Genomic DNA, 17,253 nt, shown 5'->3' with positions numbered 1-17,253 from the left:
CTAGCGAGGCGCCACCTCGCCCGCCAACCACGAGCCCCGCGACGACGCCCGATCCGGAGGTGGCATGGACGCTGTCGCGTGCCGTCACCGCCGTCGCGGACGTCCTCGCACTCGCCGCCACCCTGCTCCGGCTCGGGCCCCTGCTCCCGGCTCGCGCCGCGCACGGCGCCGATCCGGGAGATCGACACGCGGACCCGAGGCGGGCGTGATCAGCGGGACACCGATCCGATGCTCTCCTTCCGGTCCCCGGCCCGGGCCTTCCCATCCCAGGCCCTGGGCAGGAAGTCCGCGATCAGTGGGGCGATTTCCGGCAGCTTGTCCTCGAGGGCGAAGTGCCCAGTGTCCAGGATGTGCAGCTCGGCGTCGGGGAGGTCGGCGAGGTAGGCGTGTGCGCCGGTCGCCGGGAAGAAGATGTCGTTGCGGCCCCAGAGGATCAGCGTCGCCGGGCGGTGTTCGGCCAGCCATGCCTGCCACTTCGGGTACAGCGCGACGTTGGTGTGGTAGTTCAGCGCCAGGTCGACCTGGGCCTCCTTGCGGCCCGGCTGGTCCAGGAAGTGCTGGTCCAGGGTCCAGCCGTCGGGCGCCACCAGGGTGGGGTCGGCGGTGCCGCCCTCGTACTGGCTCCGGGTCACCGGCAGCACCAGCAACTCGGCGGCCTTCTCCCGGGCGCCCTCCACCTCGGGGGTGAGTGCGATGAAGTCGCGGGCCATCTCCGACAGGCCCTCGGCGTAGGCGTTCGCGTTCTGCACGATCAACCCGGCGACCGCCGCCGGCCGCCGCTCGGCCAGCCGCAACCCGACCGGACCGCCGAAGTCGAAGGTGTACAGCACGTACCGATCCAGCCCGAGCGCGTCCACGAAGCCCTCGACCACATCGGCCAGCCGTTCGAACGAGTAGGTGAAGCCCGCCGGTGCCTCGGTGTGCCCGAAGCCGGGGTAGTCCGGCGCGATCAACCGGAAGTCGTTGCCCAGCACGTCCATCAGCCGTCGGAACTGGTGCGAGGCCGAGGGAAAGCCGTGCAGCAGAAGCAACGTGGGCGCACCCACCGGCCCGGTCTCCCGGTAGAAGACCCGAACCCCGTCGACCTCCACGAAACGGTGCGCGACCTGCGGAACAGCGGTGATGCCCATGATCTCTACCTCCGGCGACGGCTTGATGTCGTAGTTCTATCGATCATCGAACTAATGAGTCAAGCCATCTTCAAGCATTAGTTTGATCGTGCGTTGGAGGAGGTGCGATCGAGCGGTCGCATCAGCGGGTCGATGGCGGAGAGTGACATACCGAAATCGATATGCATCACGGTCCAAAGAGTATTGGACGGGCATGTCGTGGCCGGGGGAAGCTCGCTGCGTCGGGGCTTGCGGCGAAGGGATTGGGCGATGGGACGGTCGGTGGCCGGGACGGGTGTGCTGCCCGCGCACTATCTGGCGGGAGAGTTCAGCCGGGCGGGCGGCGAGAGATTCCCGCTGGTGAACCCGGTGGACGGGGCCGTCGTGGGCGATGTTCCCGAGGCCGATCGGGCGATCGTCGACGCCGCCGTCGCCGCCGCGCGCAGCGCGCTCTCGCAGTGGGGGTCGACGTCCGTCGAGCTTCGGGCCGAGGCGATGCGGCGGATCGCGGACGGCATCGCGGCCCGGTTCGAGGAGTTCGTGGCCGCCGAGGTCGCGGACACCGGCAAGCCGCGCGAGCTCGCCGCCACCGTGGACATCCCCCGGGCGATCGGCAACTTCCGCGCCTACGCCGACCTGTTGTACGGGCGGCCCGAGCGGGCCCACTCGACCGCCGTGCCCGGATGGAGCGGCGGCACCGGCCAGGCGCTCAACTACACCGTGCGCCGTCCACTGGGCGTGGTCGCGATCATCTCGCCGTGGAACCTCCCGCTCCTGCTGCTGACCTGGAAGGTCGCCCCCGCGCTCGCGGCCGGGAACACCGTGGTGGCCAAGCCGTCCGAGGAGACGCCGTGCACCGCGACGCTGCTCGCCGAGGTGATCCACGAAGCCGGGCTGCCGGTCGGCGTGTTCAACCTGATCCACGGTCACGGCGCGGGTGCGGCGGGGGAGTTCCTCACCGAGCACGCGGGCGTCGACGCCATCGCGTTCACCGGCGAATCGGCCACCGGCAGCGCGATCATGCGCAAGGCGGCCGAGCACATCACCCCGGTGTCCTTCGAACTCGGCGGCAAGAACCCGGCGATCGTGTTCGCCGACGCGGACTTCGAGGAAGCGGTGGCGGGCACCGTACGCTCCGCCTTCACCCACTCCGGCCAGATCTGCCTGTGCACCGAGCGGATCTACGTCGAGCGCTCGATCTTCGCCGCGTTCGTGGCCGAACTCGGCTCCCGAGCGGGGGCGTTGACCGACTACGGTCCGATGATCTCGGCGGCGCACCGGGACAAGGTGCTGTCCTACTACCGGCTCGCCGTCGAGGAGGGGGCCACGGTCGTCGCGGGCGGCGGCGTACCGAGCTTCGGTGACGAGCGGGACCGGGGGTTCCACGTGGAACCGACGGTGCTGACCGGCCTGCCGCAGAGCGCGCGCACGGTACGGGAGGAGGTCTTCGGGCCGATCTGCCATGTGCTGCCGTTCGACACCGAGGACGAGGCGATCGAACTCGCCAACGACAGCCCGTATGGCCTGGCCGCGACCGTCTGGACGCGTGACCTTTCCCGCGCGCACCGGGTCGCCCCGCGCGTCGAGGCCGGGATCGTGTGGGTCAACTGCTGGAATCTGCGGGACCTGCGCACCCCGTTCGGCGGGATCAAGGCATCCGGGATCGGCCGGGAGGGCGGCGAGTACTCGTTGGACTTCTTCTCCGAACCGGTGAACATCTGCATCAAGATCTGACCGAATCAGGATCCGACCGCCGCCGGGAACGAGAGTGACAGTGACTGAGACAACGACGAACGCCATCGACGCGGCCGCCGCGCGGCTGCTCGACGCGGAGAGGTCCGGCGTCCCGTGTGCGCCGGTGCGCGACCTGATCACCGGCGTCGAGGACGCGTACGCGGTCCAGGAGCGGCTGACCGTCGGCCGGCTCGCCGAGGGCCGCCGGCTGGTCGGGCGCAAGATCGGCCTGACCTCCGCCGCCGTGCAGAGCCAGCTCGGGGTGCACGAACCGGACTTCGGCATGCTGTACGCGGACATGGCGGTGCCGGACGGCGCCGAGATACCGGTCGGTGCGGTGCTCCAGCCCAGGGCCGAGGCCGAGGTCGCGCTCGTACTGGAGGCCGACCTGACGCACGAGCGGCACACCGTCGCCGACCTGATCCGGGCCACCGCGTTCGTGCTGCCCGCGATCGAGGTGTGCGGCAGCCGAGTGCGCGACTGGGACATCGGCATCGCGGACACCGTCGCGGACAACGCCTCCTCCGGGATGTACGTGCTCGGCAACCGGCCGGTGGCGCTCGGCGACTCGGACCTGCGGCTCGCGGGCATGGTCCTGGAGCGGCGCGGCGAGCCGGTCTCCACCGGCGTCGGCGCGGCCTGCCTGGGCCACCCGCTGAACGCGGCGATCTGGCTCGCGGACATCCTCGTCCGGCTCGGCCGACCGCTGCGCGCCGGGGACACCGTGCTCACCGGCGCGCTGGGCCCGATGGTGGCGGTGGCCCCGGGAGACGTGTTGGAGGCCCGGATCGACGGGCTCGGCGACGTACGTGTCGCGTTCGCGGCGACGAACCCCGAGGAGAACTGATGACCGACACCGCCGACGGCGCGACCGAGAGCACCGCGGGCGCCCCGCACGTGGGTGACGGCGAAGCCACCGGCGCCCGACTCGTGGCCGCCCTCGCCGCCACTTTGGACGAGGCCGGACGAGGCCGGCGTACCGTCGCCCGGCTCACCGACACCACCGATCTCGACCTGGACACCGCGTATCGGGTCCAGCGCGCCGTGATCGACCGTCGGGTGGCCCGGGGCGAGGCGCTGATCGGCGTCAAGATGGGGTTCACCAGCCGCGCCAAGATGGTCCAGATGGGCGTCGACGACGTGATCTGGGGGCTGCTCACCGACGCGATGCTGGTCGAGGAGGGTGGTGTGCTCGACCTGGGCGAGCTGATCCACCCCCGGATCGAGCCGGAGATCGCGTTCCTGATCGGCAGCCCGCTGTCCGGCACGATCACCCCGGCCGAGGCGGTCCGCGCGATCGCCGGTGTCGCGGTCGCCTACGAGGTGCTGGACTCGCGCTACGCGGACTTCAAGTTCACGCTGCCCGACGTGATCGCGGACAACGCGTCCGCGGCCGGCTTCGGCTTCGGTCCCTGGCACGACCCGACCGGACTCGACCTGAGCAACCTGGGCCTGCTCGTCGAGATCGACGGACGCGTCGTGGCGACCGGGTCCTCGGCGGCGATCCTGGGCAACCCGTTGCGCTCGCTGATCGCGGCAGCCCGACTGGCCGCCGAGGCCGGTCTCGAACTCCGGCCCGGATGGGTCGTGCTCGCGGGGGCTGCCACCGCCGCGATGCCGCTGCCCAAGGGCGCGCACGTGCGCGTGTCCGCGGCCGGCCTCGGCCGCGCGGAGGTGACCACACGATGAGCGCCGACGACGGCATCCTGGTCGCCGGCAAGGCCGCCCCGCGCGGCCGGTTCCCGCACGTCAAGCGGGCCGGTGACTTCGTCTACGTGTCCGGCACCAGCTCCCGGCGACCCGACGGCACCTTCGTCGGCGCGAGCGCGGACGCGATGGGCACCACCGATCTGGACATCCGGGCGCAGACCCGGGCGGTGATCGAGAACATCGCCGACCTGTTGGCCGCCGCGGGCGGTGGTCTGGCCGACGCGGTCTCGCTCACCACGTACCTGGTCAGCATGAACGACTTCGGCGGCTACAACGAGGTCTACGCCGAGTACTTCGACGAGAGCGGCCCCACGCGCACCACCGTCGCGGTCCACCAGCTCCCGCATCCGCATCTGCTGATCGAGATCTCCTGTGTCGCGTACCTGCCGAGGCCGGACCGCTCCACGCGGGACCGTTCCACGCGGGACCGTTCCACGCCGGACCCCGCCGTCGTCGGCGAGCCCTGAAGCGATCGCGCGAGAACCCGAACCGAACCGCACGAGCGCCCGAACCGCACGAGCGCCCGAACCGCGCGAGCGCCCGAACCGACCGCGCGACAACCGAAGTGCGAGCACCCGAACCGACCGCGCGAGAACGCGAACGGACCGTGAGAGAAAGGGACCGCGAGCGATGAGTCTGCCCAAGCCGACCAATGGCCTGCCGTTCAACTTCACCCGGTGGATCGACGAGCACCGGGAACTGCTGAAGCCGCCGGTCGGCAACATCCAGATCTGGACCGAGGCCGACCTGGTGGTCACCGTGGTCGGCGGGCCCAACCAGCGCACCGACTTCCACGACGACCCGATCGAGGAGTTCTTCTACCAGCTCCAGGGCAACATGGTGCTCCGGGTGATGGAGGAGGAGGGCAAGCCGCCGGTCGACATCCAGATCAACGAGGGCGACGTCTTCCTGCTGCCGCCGCACGTGCGGCACTCGCCGCAGCGGCCCGAGGCGGGCAGCATCGGACTGGTGGTCGAATTCAGCCGGGCGCAGGGTCTGATCGACGCCTTCGAGTGGTACTGCGTCGAGTGTCACCGGCTGGTGAACCGCTCGACGGTGCAACTCGGGTCGATCGTCGAAGACCTGCCGCCGCTGTTCGAGGCCTTCTACGACGGCGACCGCACCTGCCCGCACTGCGGCGCGATCCACCCGGGCCGGCACTGGCCGGACGCGATGCGTCCGCGAACCGTGCCCCGCTCCGACACCGCCGGGACCCCCCGGACCGGGCCCGGACCCGCCGCCTGATCTGCACCCCTGCCCCGACCGCCGGCCGAGCCCGGCGGTGAAACCACGGAGGTTCCGTGACTGTCATCGACGTCCATTCGCACGTCTTCCCGAGGATCTCGCGGGCCGAGAGCCGCATCCTGACGGGCGCGGGCGAGCCGTGGCTGCGGGTCCACGGTGACGGCACCGGGATGATGATGAGCGGCGAGGACGAGTACCGCCCGGTGATCGCGCCGCTGTGGGACCCCGAACGCCGGCTGGCGGACATGGACACGCTCGGCGTGGACGTCCAGGCGATCTCCTCGACGCCGCTGATGTTCGGCTACGCGGCCGAGACCGCGCGCGCGGTCGAGTGGTGCGACCTGGTCAACGAACGCATCCTCGACTACTGCTCGCTCGACCCGGAGCGACTGCTGCCGCTGTGTCAGGTCCCGCTCCAGGACATCGGCGCGGCATGCGAGACCGCGTCCCGGGCCGCGGCGGCCGGGCATCGCGGCGTGCACATCGGCAACCACGTCGGCGACCGGTACCTCGGCGACGACGGGATCGTGGAGTTCCTCGCGCACTGTGCCGCCGAGGAGATCCCGGTGCTCGTGCACCCGTGGGACATGCTCGGCGGCGAGCGCATGCGCGGCCACATGTTGCCGTGGCTGGTCGGGATGCCCGCGGAGACCCAGTTGAGCATCCTCGGGATGATCCTCCAGGGCGCGTTCGAGAAGTTGCCCGAGTCACTGCGGCTGTGCTTCTGCCACGGCGGCGGCAGCTTCGCCTTCCTGCTCGGCCGGGCCGACAACGCGTGGCACAACCGGGATCTGGTCCGGGCCGATTCGCCCAGGCCGCCGTCCGAGTACGTACGGCGCTTCCACGTCGACTCGGCCGTGTTCGACCCGCGCGCGTTGCGGTTGCTGGTCGAGGTGATGGGGCCGGATCGGGTCATGCTCGGCACCGATTTCCCGTTCCCGCTGGGCGAGTCGGACCCCGGCGGCGTGATCCGGGCCTGCCCCGAACTGACCGCGGAGCAAAGGCGGATGATCCTCGGCGGCAACGCGGCGCGCTTCTTCGGACTCGGTGAGCGACCCGGCACGGGCGAGCGGTACGCGCCGCGACAGTTGGCGGAACCCACGAAGGGACTCAAGCGATGACCGACCGGACCAAGGTCGCCATCATCGGGTCGGGCAATATCGGCACCGACCTGATGATCAAGATTCTGCGGGTGTCGAGCACGCTCGAACTCGCCGCGATGGTGGGCATCGACCCCGCGTCGGACGGCCTGGCCCGGGCGGCCCGATTCGGCGTACCGACCACGCACGAGGGCGTCGAGGGCCTGCTCGCCATGCCCGACTTCGCGGACATCGAAATCGTGTTCGACGCGACCTCGGCGGGTGCGCACCGGCACAACGCCAAGGTGCTCGCGCCGTACGGGAAGCGGCTGATCGACCTGACGCCGGCCGCGCTCGGCCCGTACGTGATCCCGGCGGTCAACCTGGACGAGCATCCGGACGCGGCCAACCTGAACATGGTCACCTGCGGCGGCCAGGCCACCGTGCCGATCGTCGCCGCGGTGTCCAGAACCGCGCCGGTGGCCTACGCGGAGATCGTCGCGTCCATCTCCTCGCGTTCGGCCGGTCCCGGCACTCGCGCCAACATCGACGAGTTCACCGAGACCACGTCGCGTGCCCTGGAACAGGTCGGCGGCGCGGCCGAGGGCAAGGCGATCATCGTGCTGAACCCGGCCGAACCACCGATGATCATGCGCGACACGGTGTACTGCGTGATCGGCGCGGACGCCGACGAGGCGGCGGTGACCGCGTCGATCCTGACCATGGTCGCCGAGGTCGCCTCCTACGTCCCGGGCTACCGGCTCAAGCAGGACGTGCAGTTCCGCCCGATCACGGCGAACGATCCGCTCGCCCGACTGGCGGGCGGCAGCGGCAAGTTGGTCTCGGTCTTCCTCGAAGTCGAGGGCGCGGCGCACTACCTGCCGGCCTACGCCGGGAACCTGGACATCATGACGTCCGCCGCGCTGCGCGCGGCAGAGAGGTCGGCCACCCGATGACGCACGAGATCTACGTCCAGGACGTGACCCTGCGGGACGGCATGCACGCCATCCGGCACCGGTACACCACCGACCAGGTCCGGGAGATCGCCGCCGCGCTGGACGCGGCCGGTGTGGACGCGATCGAGGTCGCGCACGGCGACGGGCTGGCCGGGTCGAGCGTCAACTACGGGCCGGGCGCGCACTCCGACGACGAGTGGATCGCGGCGGCGGCCGAGGTGGTCACCCGGGCCAAGCTGACCACCCTGCTGCTGCCGGGCATCGGTACGCTGGCCGAACTGCGCCGGGCCCACGACCTGGGAGTTCGCTCGGTCCGGGTGGCCACGCACTGCACCGAGGCGGACATCTCCGCCCAGCACATCGCGGCGGCCCGCGAGCTGGGCATGGACGTCGCGGGCTTCCTGATGATGAGTCACCTCGCGCCCGCGGACGAACTGGCGCGCCAGGCCAAGCTGATGGAGTCCTACGGCGCGCAGTGCGTGTACGTCACCGACTCCGGTGGCCGGCTCACCATGGACGGCGTGCGCGAGCGGGTGCGGGCGTACCGCGAGGTGTTGGCGCCGGAGACCGAGATCGGCATCCACGCGCACCACAACCTCGGTCTGGGCGTCGCCAATTCGGTGGTCGCGGTGGAGCACGGCGTGCGTCGGGTGGACGCCTCGCTGGCCGGCATGGGCGCGGGTGCGGGCAACTGCCCGTTGGAGGCGTTCGTCGCGGTCGCCGATCTGATGGGGTGGCGGCACGGCTGTGCGGTGTTCCGGCTCATGGACGCGGCCGACGACATCGTCCGCCCGCTGCAGGACCGGCCGGTCCAGGTCGACCGGGAGACCCTCACCCTCGGCTATGCGGGCGTGTACAGCAGCTTCCTGCGGCACGCGGAGGACGCGGCCGACCGCTACGGCCTGGATACCCGGGACATCCTGGTCGAGGTCGGTCGGCGCGGCATGGTCGGCGGCCAGGAGGACATGATCGTCGACATCGCGCTGGACCTGGTCAACGCGGCGAAGTAGCCCGATGGGCGACGACGGGAGCCGGTTTCGCCGAGGGGCGGGGCCGGCTCCCGTCGTCTTCGCCGGCGCATGGACGGCGCCCAGAGCGTGAGACGAATGCCGCGCAGACCTTGACTGGTATAGACCATTCGTATTGAGTGAGCCCCGCAACATCTCGTCCAGGGGCCTCAATCGAGGCAAGCGCCGGTCCAGGTACGACAGTTGACGTACGCGTAATGGTACTTCCCGTCGATCAAGCGCGGTGTCCCCCGCGCGAGGGAGTGGGCTTCCATGGCGAGAAAACGGATCGTGGCATTCCTGTTGGCCATCGCGGTGGTGGGGGCGTTGGCAGCGGCCCTGCCGTTCGCCTCGACCGCCTCCGCGGCCGGTTGCGCGACCGGATGGAGTTCGTCGGCCGTCTACACGGGCGGTGCGACCGCCTCGTACAACGGCCACAACTGGGGCGCCAAGTGGTGGACCCAGGGTGAGGTGCCCGGAACGACGGACGTCTGGGCGGACCAGGGTTCGTGCGGCGGCGGTGGCGACCCGACCACCGGCGGCTCGACGGGTGGGTCGACCGGCGGGGGCGGCACCTGTACGTACCCGAACTGGGCGGCGGGCACGAACTACGCGGTCGGCGCCATCGTGCGCTACACGAACGGCAACCTCTACCGGGCGAAGAACGCGAACCCCGGCTACGACCCGGTGATCAGCACCTGGTTCTGGGAGCCGTTCACCTGCAACGGATCCACCACCGGCGGTACGACCACCGGTGGCAGCACGGGCGGCAACGGCGGCAATCCGGGCGACTTCGTGGTGAGCGAGGCGCAGTTCAACCAGATGTTCCCGAACCGGAACCCGTTCTACACGTACGCCGGCCTGACCGCCGCGCTGAGCGCCTACCCGGGCTTCGCCAAGACCGGCAGCGACACGGTCAAGAAGCAGGAGGCGGCGGCCTTCCTGGCCAACGTCAACCACGAGACGGGTGGCCTGGTCCACATCGTCGAGCAGAACACCGCGAACTACCCGCACTACTGCGACGCCAACCAGCCGTACGGCTGCCCGGCCGGTCAGGCCGCCTACTACGGGCGCGGTCCGATCCAGTTGAGCTGGAACTTCAACTACAAGGCGGCGGGTGACGCCCTGGGCATCAACCTGCTGAACAACCCCTACCTGGTCCAGAACGATCCGGCCGTGGCCTGGAAGACCGGCCTCTGGTACTGGAACACCCAGAACGGCCCCGGCACGATGACCCCGCACAACGCGATGGTCAACGGGGCGGGCTTCGGCGAGACCATCCGCAGCATCAACGGCGCGTTGGAATGCAACGGCGGCAACCCGGCGCAGGTACAGAGCCGGATCAACAGCTACCAGTCGTTCGTGTCGATCCTGGGAACCACGCCCGGGAACAACCTGAGCTGCTGAATCCGGGCGCGGGGCGGGCCGATCCGGCGGCCGGCCCCGCGCGTCCGGCATCGCGGGTCAGGCCGACGGCGCCGGCGGTGCCGGCGGTTCCCCCTCCACCGTGACCGTGGCCACCGTGTCGTAGAAGCACAGCCGGCCGGCGATGTCGGGGACCGAGTCGATCGGCTCGGGGTAGGCCCAGGCCACGTCCGCGCGCGGGCCGGTGTCGCCGTTGCCCAGGTAGGTCCAATACGAGGCCTCGCCCTTGAACGGACACGTGGTGTGCGTGTCGGTGGGCTTGAAGCGGGTCAACTCGACGTCGTCCGGCGGGAGGTAGTACCGGATCGGCAGTCCGGTCTCGTAGAGCACCACCGGACGGGTGGATCGTGCGACCACCTCGCCGTCGATCTCGACGGTCACCGTCTGCGTACTGTGCACGGTCGTCACGAGGTGGCCCTGTGCGGGTATCGGCATGCGAATCTCCTCCGCGGAACTCGGTGCTGCGGTCTTCCCTCGGTCAACCGCCGCGACGGGCGAACCATTCCGGCGGCATCGTGGGCCGTGGGCGGTATCCGGCGCGGTGCTTCGGCGCCGGATGGCCGCGAAAGCGTCCGGCGAATGTGTGAGTAACGTGTGGATCGATTCAATTGGTATAGACCTATTGCTCGAGGTGAAGGCACCGGCTAGCGTTTTCCGCGTGCGCGCCGGCAGCGCAGCAGGGACCAAATACCGTTCCAGCGAACCGAGTTGCCCTCGGGGCGAGAATTGGAGTCGAGCACATGCGCAAGGCTATGGCGGGTGTCGCGTTGGCTGCGGCGTTGTTGGGCGTGGGGGCTGCCGCGCAGCCCGCGATGGCGGACCCGGCCCCGGGCGGCAGCTTCATCTTCTACGGCTACTACCCGTCGCAGGCCTCCTGCGACGCGGCCGGCCGCGCGGCCGCACCGGCCCACGGCCCGGTGTACCTCTGTCTCAACAACGGCGGCACCCTCTGGTCGCTCTGGGTGCACTAGCGGCACTCGGTAGGGCCGAGGAATGAGGCGGTGCCCCGAGTGGGGGGCACCGCCTCATTCCTCGTCACACCACGCGATGACGGTGACGGTCAGGCCGGGGTCGTCACGATCGGGGCAGCGGACCGGGAGGAGTCCTTGGCGCGGAAGGCGACCAGGCGGCGGTCGGAGGAGATCGCGGTGCTGGGCGGGACCAGGGCGAAGGCCATGACGAGCTCGTTTTGATCGGTTGTCCATGCCCACCCCTGGATCCGAAAGCGGGGAGAGCGGAGAAGCGAGAGGACACGGGAAGCGGGGAGGACACGGGAAGCGGGGAGGACACGGGCAACGGGGGTGGGGAGCGGGCTACAGACCCCGGCGCAGCCGCGGGCGGGCGAAGTCGGCCCAGTGGGCCGGGAACTCGGCCTCGACCCGCTGGGCCAGGGCGATCTCCTGGCCGTACAGCAGGCCCCACGTGAAGGAGCTCTCTCCCGCGCCGTGTGCCGCGATGGCCAGCCGGCGCAGCGCCTTGCGGGTCTGCACACTGTCCTGGTGCGTGCCGAGCAGGCTCTGCAATCCCTTGGCCCGCTTGGTGAGCCGCTTGGCGGGCTTGCCCAGTGCCGGGCGGGTGGCCTCGCCGGCGTAGCGGACCCGTTTCGCGGCCTTGCGCACCTCGTGCAGTGCGGTGTCGCGGGCCCGGCCGGTGGGCGAGCGCAGCGCGACCCGGGCACGCCGGGAGATCCGCCGATCGCTTCGGAGCAGGGCCGCCGCGACCGGGCGGCGTGCCGGTTGGCCCGCCTTCACGGTGAACGGTGGCCTCGCGATCAGGGCGTCCAGGGCGTCCAGCAGGGCGAAGTAGCGGGCGCCGTCGAGTTCGGCGAGGACGCGAACCCGGGCCTCGGTACGCCCGCGCGTGTCCCAGGCGGTCAAGCGGGCCTCGACCGGACCGAGCACCGCCTCGGCGGGCAGCGCGGCGATCCGCTCGCGCAGTCGCTCGGCGAGCACCTCCTGATCCCGAACCCGACCCAACTCCGCCGCGAGCCATTTGAGTTCCGCGCCCAGGATCCCGGTCACCCGCTCGTCCAGCACCCGCGAGAAGACCCGGAAGGCGCTGCGCAGCCGCCGCGTGGCGACCCGCATCTTGTGCACCGAATCCGGCTCGTCGAGGCGGACCCGGGGGTCGTACGCGAGCAGCGTGTCGACCTGTTCCCGTACGTAGTCCAGCGCCACCGCGCCGGCGCTGTCCGCGCGCGGCTTCGCGACCCGGCGTTCCGGCCGCAGGCCCGCCTCGGCCAGCGCGTGCCCGAGCTTGGAGGGGGCCGCCGCGCGGCGCCAACCGCCCTTGGCCAGTCGCCGGTCCAGCGCGTCCAACAACGCGGGTTCGCCGTCCACCAGTTCGACCTCGACCTCGGACCAGGACGTGCTGCCGGGGCTCGGCCCGACGAGTACGTCGGCGGTGACCGCGTCGCGCGCGATCTCGGCCAGCGTGGGCCCGCCCGCGCGGGCGACGCGCACCTCGCGCACGGTCCGCAACCGCACCACCGGCACCGGCTCGGTCCCGCGCGTGTACGCCCGGATGCGCACCGCGAGTTCGGCCGGCAGCACCCGCTCGGAGGCGCCGAGCGGTACCCGTACCTCGTCCCGCGTGTCCACTCCGGCGGGCAACTTCAGGTGCCACCCGGCATCGGCGCCGCCGGTCCGCCGCCGCAGCGTGATCCCGCGCGCGGCCAGCGCCAGGCCGGGCGTGTCGAAGTACATCGCGTCCAGCTCGACGGTCTCGCCGACCTCGACCCGCACCCCGTCCGGCATCCCGGCGAAGTCCGGCACGCCCACCCCGTCCGGCGCGACATACTTGCGCTCGACCTCACGCACGACTTCTGCCATGGCACGCACCTGCTTCCTCGGGGCGTCGCGAGGGCCTCGATCCGGGTGGGCGAGGGATCCTCGGGGGCGGATGGTCGACAGGTCCCGGACCGGAGTTCGCCGACCGGGCTCGCGGATACCTGTGCCCGATTCCGCCGGCCCGACACGGGTGATCCGCGCGGGTTCAGTCCTCGAACGTCCAGGCGAACATGACGTGGTCGGACTCGGTGTCGGCGGCGGCGGAGCGGTAGGTCGCGACGGCGGCCTCGTTGTCGCGGTCGGTGAGCACCCACATGCCGTAGCAGCCGCGTTTGCGGGCCAACTCGGCCAGGGCCTCGGTGAGCGCGCGGCCGATGCCGTGGCGCTGGTGGTCGTCGGCGACGGCCAGTTCGTACAGGAACATCTCGGTGCCCTTGTCCGGGTGCGTCGTCTCGACACCGGTGACCATCCCGACCGGGGTGGCGCCCACGTAGGCCAGCAGGATGTGATGCCCCGCCTCGGCCAGGAAGCGGGCCGCCCAGTCCGGGCGTACCGGGTCGTCGAAGAGGTCCCCGGCCGCGATCACGTCCGCCACCGTCGTCACACGCCGAATAGTCGCCACATTCGTATCCACGACGACATTCAACGAGATTCGGACCCGTTCCAGAAGCCGTGGCGGGCAATGGACATCCCATGGTTGGGGCGGAGAGAGGGTGGCTTCGGGAGGAATGGCACGGTTTGACGCGGGTCGGCTCTGCCCGCCTACTCGCCGGACGACTTCCCCGGCGACGGCGACTTCCCCGGCGACGGCGACTTCCCCGGCGACGGCGACTTGCCCGGTGATTCGGCGGACGACTTCCCGGACGACTTCCCGGCGAACGACAGCGCGCGGCGTACGTCGCGGCCGGCCTGCCGGGATTGGGCCCAGACGGTGCGCGAGATCGCGCCGATCGGGCCGAGCGTCGCGCGCCAACCGTCGGCGATCGCGCGAGTGGTGGGGGCCACCACCGCCGTCCTCGCCCACACCAGTGGTCGCCCGATCAGGACGCGCACCGCCCGAGCGCTCGCGCCGACCAGGAGCGCCGTCCGCCGTCCGATCCACAACGCCGGTCGCACCGCCGCGAAGCGCAGTCCTCGGCCGGCCGCCCGGGCAAGCAGCACCGTCTCCCGGCCGGCCCAGCGCACGGGCAGCACGATCAGGAAGCGCAGCGCGCGGCCGATCATCCGGGCGAGCACCAGGGTCCCGCGGCCGGCCCAGCGCGCCGGCGGCACGACCAGGACGTACAACACCCGGCCGAGGGCGCGGACGAGGCGGACGACCCGGCGCCAGGCCCAGACCACCGATCGTGCGACGACCACCTCGAAGACGATCCCGATGCCGCGCCCGACGGCCGCGATCCCGCGCCCGACGAGCCGCAGCCCGCGCAGCGTGCCTCGGCCGGCCCAGCGGATCGGGACGACGAGGCCGAGGTACGACACGCGTCCGACGAACCGGGCGCTCAGGACCAGGCCACGCCCGACCAGGTCGGCTCCGGCGAGCAGTCCGCGCCACACCCACCCGGCCGGCGTCAGCACGACGTGCCGGAGCAGGAAGCCGACACCCCGCCCGAGCACGACCAGACCACGTCGGCCGAATCGCGCGCCGGCCAACACGCCGCGCGACAGCCACTTCAGCGGCACGATCAGGAGGTAGTGCAACCACCGCCCGAGGCCGCGACCGGCCACCCGGCCGGCGCGCCAACCCCACCGGGCGGGCAACACGAGAAGCACGTACCCGGCGCGGCCGATCGCGGCGCCGAGCAGGCGGAGGGCGCGGATCAGCAACCGGATCAGCGCGACCAGCCCGGAACCCAGCGGACGCAGCAGTGCGGTCCGGGCCCAGCGCAGCGGCACCACCATCGCGTACCGAACGAACAGCCGCAGCCCGCGCCACAGCAGGTCGACGGCCAGCCACCGCAGCCCGCGACCCACCGCGAACACACCGGCCCGCACGCCTTTCGCGAGCGGGACCACGATCAGGCCCCACACCCAGGTATGGAGCCCGCGCCCGATGGCCACGATCGCCCGCACCATCGGGATCAGGAACCAGTTCCGAACTCCCGCCTTGGCGGCGCGCCCGAGCGCCGCCAGAAACCGGCCGGCCGGGTACAGGACCCGGTTCCGGGCGCCTCGGCCGACGACCTTGAGCAGTTCCCACGCCAGCCGGGTCGGCAACAGCACGAGCACCGCGACGATCCGGATCGGCCAGCGGATCAGGTCGTAGATCAGGCCGGTCGGCTCTGCGAGGGAACCGGTCGGTTTCGGTGCGGGCGCGGGCGCGGTCTTGGTCGCGGTCGCCGACGCAGCCGCGGACGCAGCTTCGGGTGCTTGTCGCGCGAGCGAAAGGTCCTTGCGTAGATCAACCGGAACCAAACCGTCCGGTCGTTCGCCGTCGCGATCGGTGTCCCCCATGTGTATCCCCCCGAGGTGGCCCGGCTCCCCGCCGGATCCTGCCTCCTTGGGACACCGCGACCGGCGCATCCTCACGCCTCGTGCGCGGAATTTTCGAACGCGGGAGGAGACGTCGAGCCGCCGAGACCCGGCGGCCCCGGTCCGCGCGCCGCCGAGACGGGGCACGGACCGGGACCACGCCGGGCGTCAGACCTCCAGCCGCGCCGGTCCGGCCGCAGCCACGCCGTCCTTCGAACCCGCCTCCGTCTCGGCCACCGCCTTCGCGTCCCCGGTCGAAGTCTCGTCCGAAGCCCCGTCCACGTCCCCGCCCGAAGCTCCGGCCGTCGCGCGCCGCAACACCAGCCCGACCGCCCCGACGACCAGCGCGATCGCGATCAAATAGCCGAAGGTGCCCTGGAACGCGGGCACCACGGCGTGGCTCTCGGTGCGGTTCTGCAGGACCAGCGCGGCGATCGCGATGCCGAGCGTGCCGCCGATCTGGTTGCTGAGGTAGACGGCCGCCGTCGCGCTGGGCACCGATTCCGGGGCCACCGAGCCGAACACGGAGGACATCGCGGGCGCGCCGACGAAGCCGAGGCCCGCACCGGTCACCAGCGAATAGCCCACCAGGATCGCGGTGTTGGTACCGGCGTCGGCGGTACTGAAGCCCAGGATGCCCAGCGCGGCCAGTACGCCGCCGAACGGGATCAGCGCGCGGGCACCGATCCTGTCGAAGAGTTGCCCCGCGATCGGCATGCCGATCCACACGCCGACTCCCTGCGGTACCAGCAGCAGGCCCGCCGCCATCACGCCCCGGTCGCGCGCGACCTGGTAGTACAGCGGGATCAGGAACAGCAGGGAGAACAACAGGATCCCGGTCAGGAACACCGCGCCGATGCCGCCCGCGAAGCCGCGGATCCGGAACAGCCGGACGTCGATCAGCGGGTGCTCCGCGCGCAGCGCGTGCAGTACGTAGCCGACGATCAGGGCCGCGCCCGCGATCAGTGCCGCGATCACCTGCGGCGCGCCGAAGCCGCTGTCGCCGGCGGCCTGGGAGAGGCCGTACACGACCGCCGCGAACCCCGGGCACAGCAGTGCGATGCCGCGCGCGTCCAATGGCGGCGGCTCGCCCTCGCGCGGCGGATCGGCCGGGATCTGCCGATAGGCCAGTGCCAGCGCGAGCACACCGATCGGCAGGTTGATGATGAACATCCAGCGCCAGTTGGCGTGTTCGAGCAGTACGCCGCCGAGAACCGGTCCCAGGATCGGGCCCAGGGTGACCACGGCGCCGACGATGCCGATCATCTTTCCGGCCCGCTTGGGGCCGGCGGCCAGGGCGAGCATGGTCAGCAGGGTCGGCTCCAGTGCGCCGACGCCGATGCCCTGGAGCACCCGGAAGGCGATCAGGCTCTCCGCGTTCCAGGCGATCGCGGACAGCGCCGAACCGGCGAGGAAGACGGTCAGCCCGGTCAGCCATACGGTCTTGCCGCCGTAGCGGGCGGCCGCCCAGCCGGCCAGTGGCACGGTCGCGGCGAGGGCCAACAGGTAGCCGGTGGCCACCCATTCGATGGTCTTGAGTGGTGCGTCGAAGCGGTCGCCGAGGGTCTCGATGCCGACGTTGACGATCGTGGTGTCCAGGATGCCCATCACGCCGCCGAGCAGCATCACCAGCATCAGGCGCAGGAGTGGCCCGTCGATCTTGGTCTCGGGGTCGGGGGGTGCGGTGGCCATGAACGCCTCCAAGTTACCGATGAGATCAGTTAACTAAA

At 71.2% G+C, this 17,253-nt stretch carries 17 protein-coding genes; 11 read left to right on the top strand and 6 right to left on the bottom strand.

What is annotated here, in order from left to right:
* Positions 1 to 59 precede the first annotated feature (59 nt).
* A complete protein-coding gene (locus ACIRL2_RS35125; protein ID WP_402237664.1) occupies positions 60 to 209 on the top strand; it encodes a hypothetical protein in 150 nt (49 codons plus the stop codon).
* Here ACIRL2_RS35125 and ACIRL2_RS35120 read toward each other — a convergent pair whose 3' ends face one another.
* The gene (locus ACIRL2_RS35120; RefSeq protein ID WP_402237662.1) at positions 210 to 1,130 is read right to left on the bottom strand and encodes an alpha/beta fold hydrolase; all 921 of its coding nucleotides are present in this window, start codon (positions 1,128 to 1,130) and stop codon (positions 210 to 212) included.
* A gap of 249 nt (positions 1,131 to 1,379) precedes the next feature.
* Between ACIRL2_RS35120 and ACIRL2_RS35115 the strand changes: the two genes are divergently transcribed.
* From ACIRL2_RS35115 to ACIRL2_RS35075, 9 genes are all read left to right on the top strand, one after another.
* On the top strand, positions 1,380 to 2,843 hold the full coding sequence (locus ACIRL2_RS35115; RefSeq protein WP_402237660.1) for a 2-hydroxymuconic semialdehyde dehydrogenase: 1,464 nt from the start codon (positions 1,380 to 1,382) through the stop codon (positions 2,841 to 2,843).
* Between the two features lie 34 nt (positions 2,844 to 2,877).
* Positions 2,878 to 3,690: a 2-keto-4-pentenoate hydratase gene (locus ACIRL2_RS35110; RefSeq protein WP_395859444.1), complete on the top strand. Its 813-nt coding sequence runs from the start codon at positions 2,878 to 2,880 to the stop codon at positions 3,688 to 3,690.
* Positions 3,690 to 4,532, top strand: a complete 843-nt coding sequence (locus ACIRL2_RS35105; protein ID WP_395859443.1) for a 2-keto-4-pentenoate hydratase — start codon at positions 3,690 to 3,692, stop codon at positions 4,530 to 4,532. The genes ACIRL2_RS35110 and ACIRL2_RS35105 overlap by 1 nt, the downstream gene beginning before the upstream one ends.
* The gene (locus ACIRL2_RS35100) at positions 4,529 to 5,020 is read left to right on the top strand and encodes a RidA family protein (protein WP_395859442.1); all 492 of its coding nucleotides are present in this window, start codon (positions 4,529 to 4,531) and stop codon (positions 5,018 to 5,020) included. The genes ACIRL2_RS35105 and ACIRL2_RS35100 overlap by 4 nt, the downstream gene beginning before the upstream one ends.
* Positions 5,021 to 5,183: 163 nt before the next feature.
* Positions 5,184 to 5,798, top strand: a complete 615-nt coding sequence (locus tag ACIRL2_RS35095; RefSeq protein WP_402237657.1) for a 3-hydroxyanthranilate 3,4-dioxygenase — start codon at positions 5,184 to 5,186, stop codon at positions 5,796 to 5,798.
* 56 nt (positions 5,799 to 5,854) lie between these two features.
* Entirely contained in the window at positions 5,855 to 6,919 is a 1,065-nt protein-coding gene (locus ACIRL2_RS35090; RefSeq protein WP_395859440.1) for an amidohydrolase family protein, read from the top strand.
* Positions 6,916 to 7,833, top strand: coding sequence for an acetaldehyde dehydrogenase (acetylating) (locus ACIRL2_RS35085; protein WP_402237655.1), 918 nt, complete (start codon positions 6,916 to 6,918; stop codon positions 7,831 to 7,833). Before ACIRL2_RS35090 ends, ACIRL2_RS35085 begins: the two co-directional genes overlap by 4 nt.
* On the top strand, positions 7,830 to 8,843 hold the full coding sequence (gene dmpG / locus ACIRL2_RS35080) for a 4-hydroxy-2-oxovalerate aldolase (protein WP_402237653.1): 1,014 nt from the start codon (positions 7,830 to 7,832) through the stop codon (positions 8,841 to 8,843). Before ACIRL2_RS35085 ends, dmpG begins: the two co-directional genes overlap by 4 nt.
* A gap of 270 nt (positions 8,844 to 9,113) precedes the next feature.
* Complete coding sequence (locus ACIRL2_RS35075; protein ID WP_395859437.1) at positions 9,114 to 10,247, top strand: glycoside hydrolase family 19 protein; 1,134 nt, start codon at positions 9,114 to 9,116, stop codon at positions 10,245 to 10,247.
* A 57-nt stretch (positions 10,248 to 10,304) separates the two neighbouring features.
* On the opposite strand, the gene ACIRL2_RS35070 is transcribed toward ACIRL2_RS35075, so the two are convergent.
* Positions 10,305 to 10,700, bottom strand: coding sequence for a DUF427 domain-containing protein (locus tag ACIRL2_RS35070; RefSeq protein ID WP_402237651.1), 396 nt, complete (start codon positions 10,698 to 10,700; stop codon positions 10,305 to 10,307).
* A 305-nt stretch (positions 10,701 to 11,005) separates the two neighbouring features.
* Here ACIRL2_RS35070 and ACIRL2_RS35065 point away from each other — a divergent pair, with 305 nt between their 5' ends.
* Positions 11,006 to 11,236 (top strand): hypothetical protein, encoded by a 231-nt coding sequence (locus tag ACIRL2_RS35065; RefSeq protein ID WP_395859435.1) that lies wholly within the window; start codon positions 11,006 to 11,008, stop codon positions 11,234 to 11,236.
* Positions 11,237 to 11,578: 342 nt separating this feature from the next.
* On the opposite strand, the gene ACIRL2_RS35060 is transcribed toward ACIRL2_RS35065, so the two are convergent.
* The 4 genes from ACIRL2_RS35060 to ACIRL2_RS35045 all read right to left on the bottom strand — a co-directional run bounded on the left by ACIRL2_RS35060 (position 11,579) and on the right by ACIRL2_RS35045 (position 17,215).
* Positions 11,579 to 13,096: a CHAD domain-containing protein gene (locus ACIRL2_RS35060; protein ID WP_395859431.1), complete on the bottom strand. Its 1,518-nt coding sequence runs from the start codon at positions 13,094 to 13,096 to the stop codon at positions 11,579 to 11,581.
* Positions 13,097 to 13,259: 163 nt separating this feature from the next.
* Positions 13,260 to 13,658: a GNAT family N-acetyltransferase gene (locus ACIRL2_RS35055; RefSeq protein WP_402237649.1), complete on the bottom strand. Its 399-nt coding sequence runs from the start codon at positions 13,656 to 13,658 to the stop codon at positions 13,260 to 13,262.
* Between the two features lie 158 nt (positions 13,659 to 13,816).
* Entirely contained in the window at positions 13,817 to 15,505 is a 1,689-nt protein-coding gene (locus ACIRL2_RS35050; protein WP_402237647.1) for a hypothetical protein, read from the bottom strand.
* Positions 15,506 to 15,691: 186 nt separating this feature from the next.
* Entirely contained in the window at positions 15,692 to 17,215 is a 1,524-nt protein-coding gene (locus tag ACIRL2_RS35045) for an MDR family MFS transporter (protein WP_402237645.1), read from the bottom strand.
* Between the last annotated feature and the right edge of the window lie 38 nt (positions 17,216 to 17,253).

This window comes from Embleya sp. NPDC127516, from assembly GCF_044765325.1.
Classification (GTDB): domain Bacteria; phylum Actinomycetota; class Actinomycetes; order Streptomycetales; family Streptomycetaceae; genus Embleya.
The sequence above is the reverse complement of the archived record's forward strand: the minus strand, read 5'-3'. Positions and strand labels throughout refer to the sequence as shown.

Excerpts from the sequence above, each read along its gene's own strand:
- ACIRL2_RS35050 (WP_402237647.1), bottom strand. The coding sequence starts at position 15,505 with ATGGGGGACACCGATCGCGACGGCGAACGACCGGACGGTTTGGTTCCG.
- ACIRL2_RS35115 (WP_402237660.1), top strand. The coding sequence starts at position 1,380 with ATGGGACGGTCGGTGGCCGGGACGGGTGTGCTGCCCGCGCACTATCTG.
- dmpG (WP_402237653.1), top strand. The coding sequence starts at position 7,830 with ATGACGCACGAGATCTACGTCCAGGACGTGACCCTGCGGGACGGCATG.
- ACIRL2_RS35095 (WP_402237657.1), top strand. The coding sequence starts at position 5,184 with ATGAGTCTGCCCAAGCCGACCAATGGCCTGCCGTTCAACTTCACCCGG.
- ACIRL2_RS35075 (WP_395859437.1), top strand. The coding sequence starts at position 9,114 with ATGGCGAGAAAACGGATCGTGGCATTCCTGTTGGCCATCGCGGTGGTG.
- ACIRL2_RS35060 (WP_395859431.1), bottom strand. The coding sequence starts at position 13,096 with ATGGCAGAAGTCGTGCGTGAGGTCGAGCGCAAGTATGTCGCGCCGGAC.
- ACIRL2_RS35065 (WP_395859435.1), top strand. The coding sequence starts at position 11,006 with ATGCGCAAGGCTATGGCGGGTGTCGCGTTGGCTGCGGCGTTGTTGGGC.
- ACIRL2_RS35085 (WP_402237655.1), top strand. The coding sequence starts at position 6,916 with ATGACCGACCGGACCAAGGTCGCCATCATCGGGTCGGGCAATATCGGC.
- ACIRL2_RS35100 (WP_395859442.1), top strand. The coding sequence starts at position 4,529 with ATGAGCGCCGACGACGGCATCCTGGTCGCCGGCAAGGCCGCCCCGCGC.
- ACIRL2_RS35070 (WP_402237651.1), bottom strand. The coding sequence starts at position 10,700 with ATGCCGATACCCGCACAGGGCCACCTCGTGACGACCGTGCACAGTACG.
- ACIRL2_RS35105 (WP_395859443.1), top strand. The coding sequence starts at position 3,690 with ATGACCGACACCGCCGACGGCGCGACCGAGAGCACCGCGGGCGCCCCG.
- ACIRL2_RS35045 (WP_402237645.1), bottom strand. The coding sequence starts at position 17,215 with ATGGCCACCGCACCCCCCGACCCCGAGACCAAGATCGACGGGCCACTC.
- ACIRL2_RS35120 (WP_402237662.1), bottom strand. The coding sequence starts at position 1,130 with ATGGGCATCACCGCTGTTCCGCAGGTCGCGCACCGTTTCGTGGAGGTC.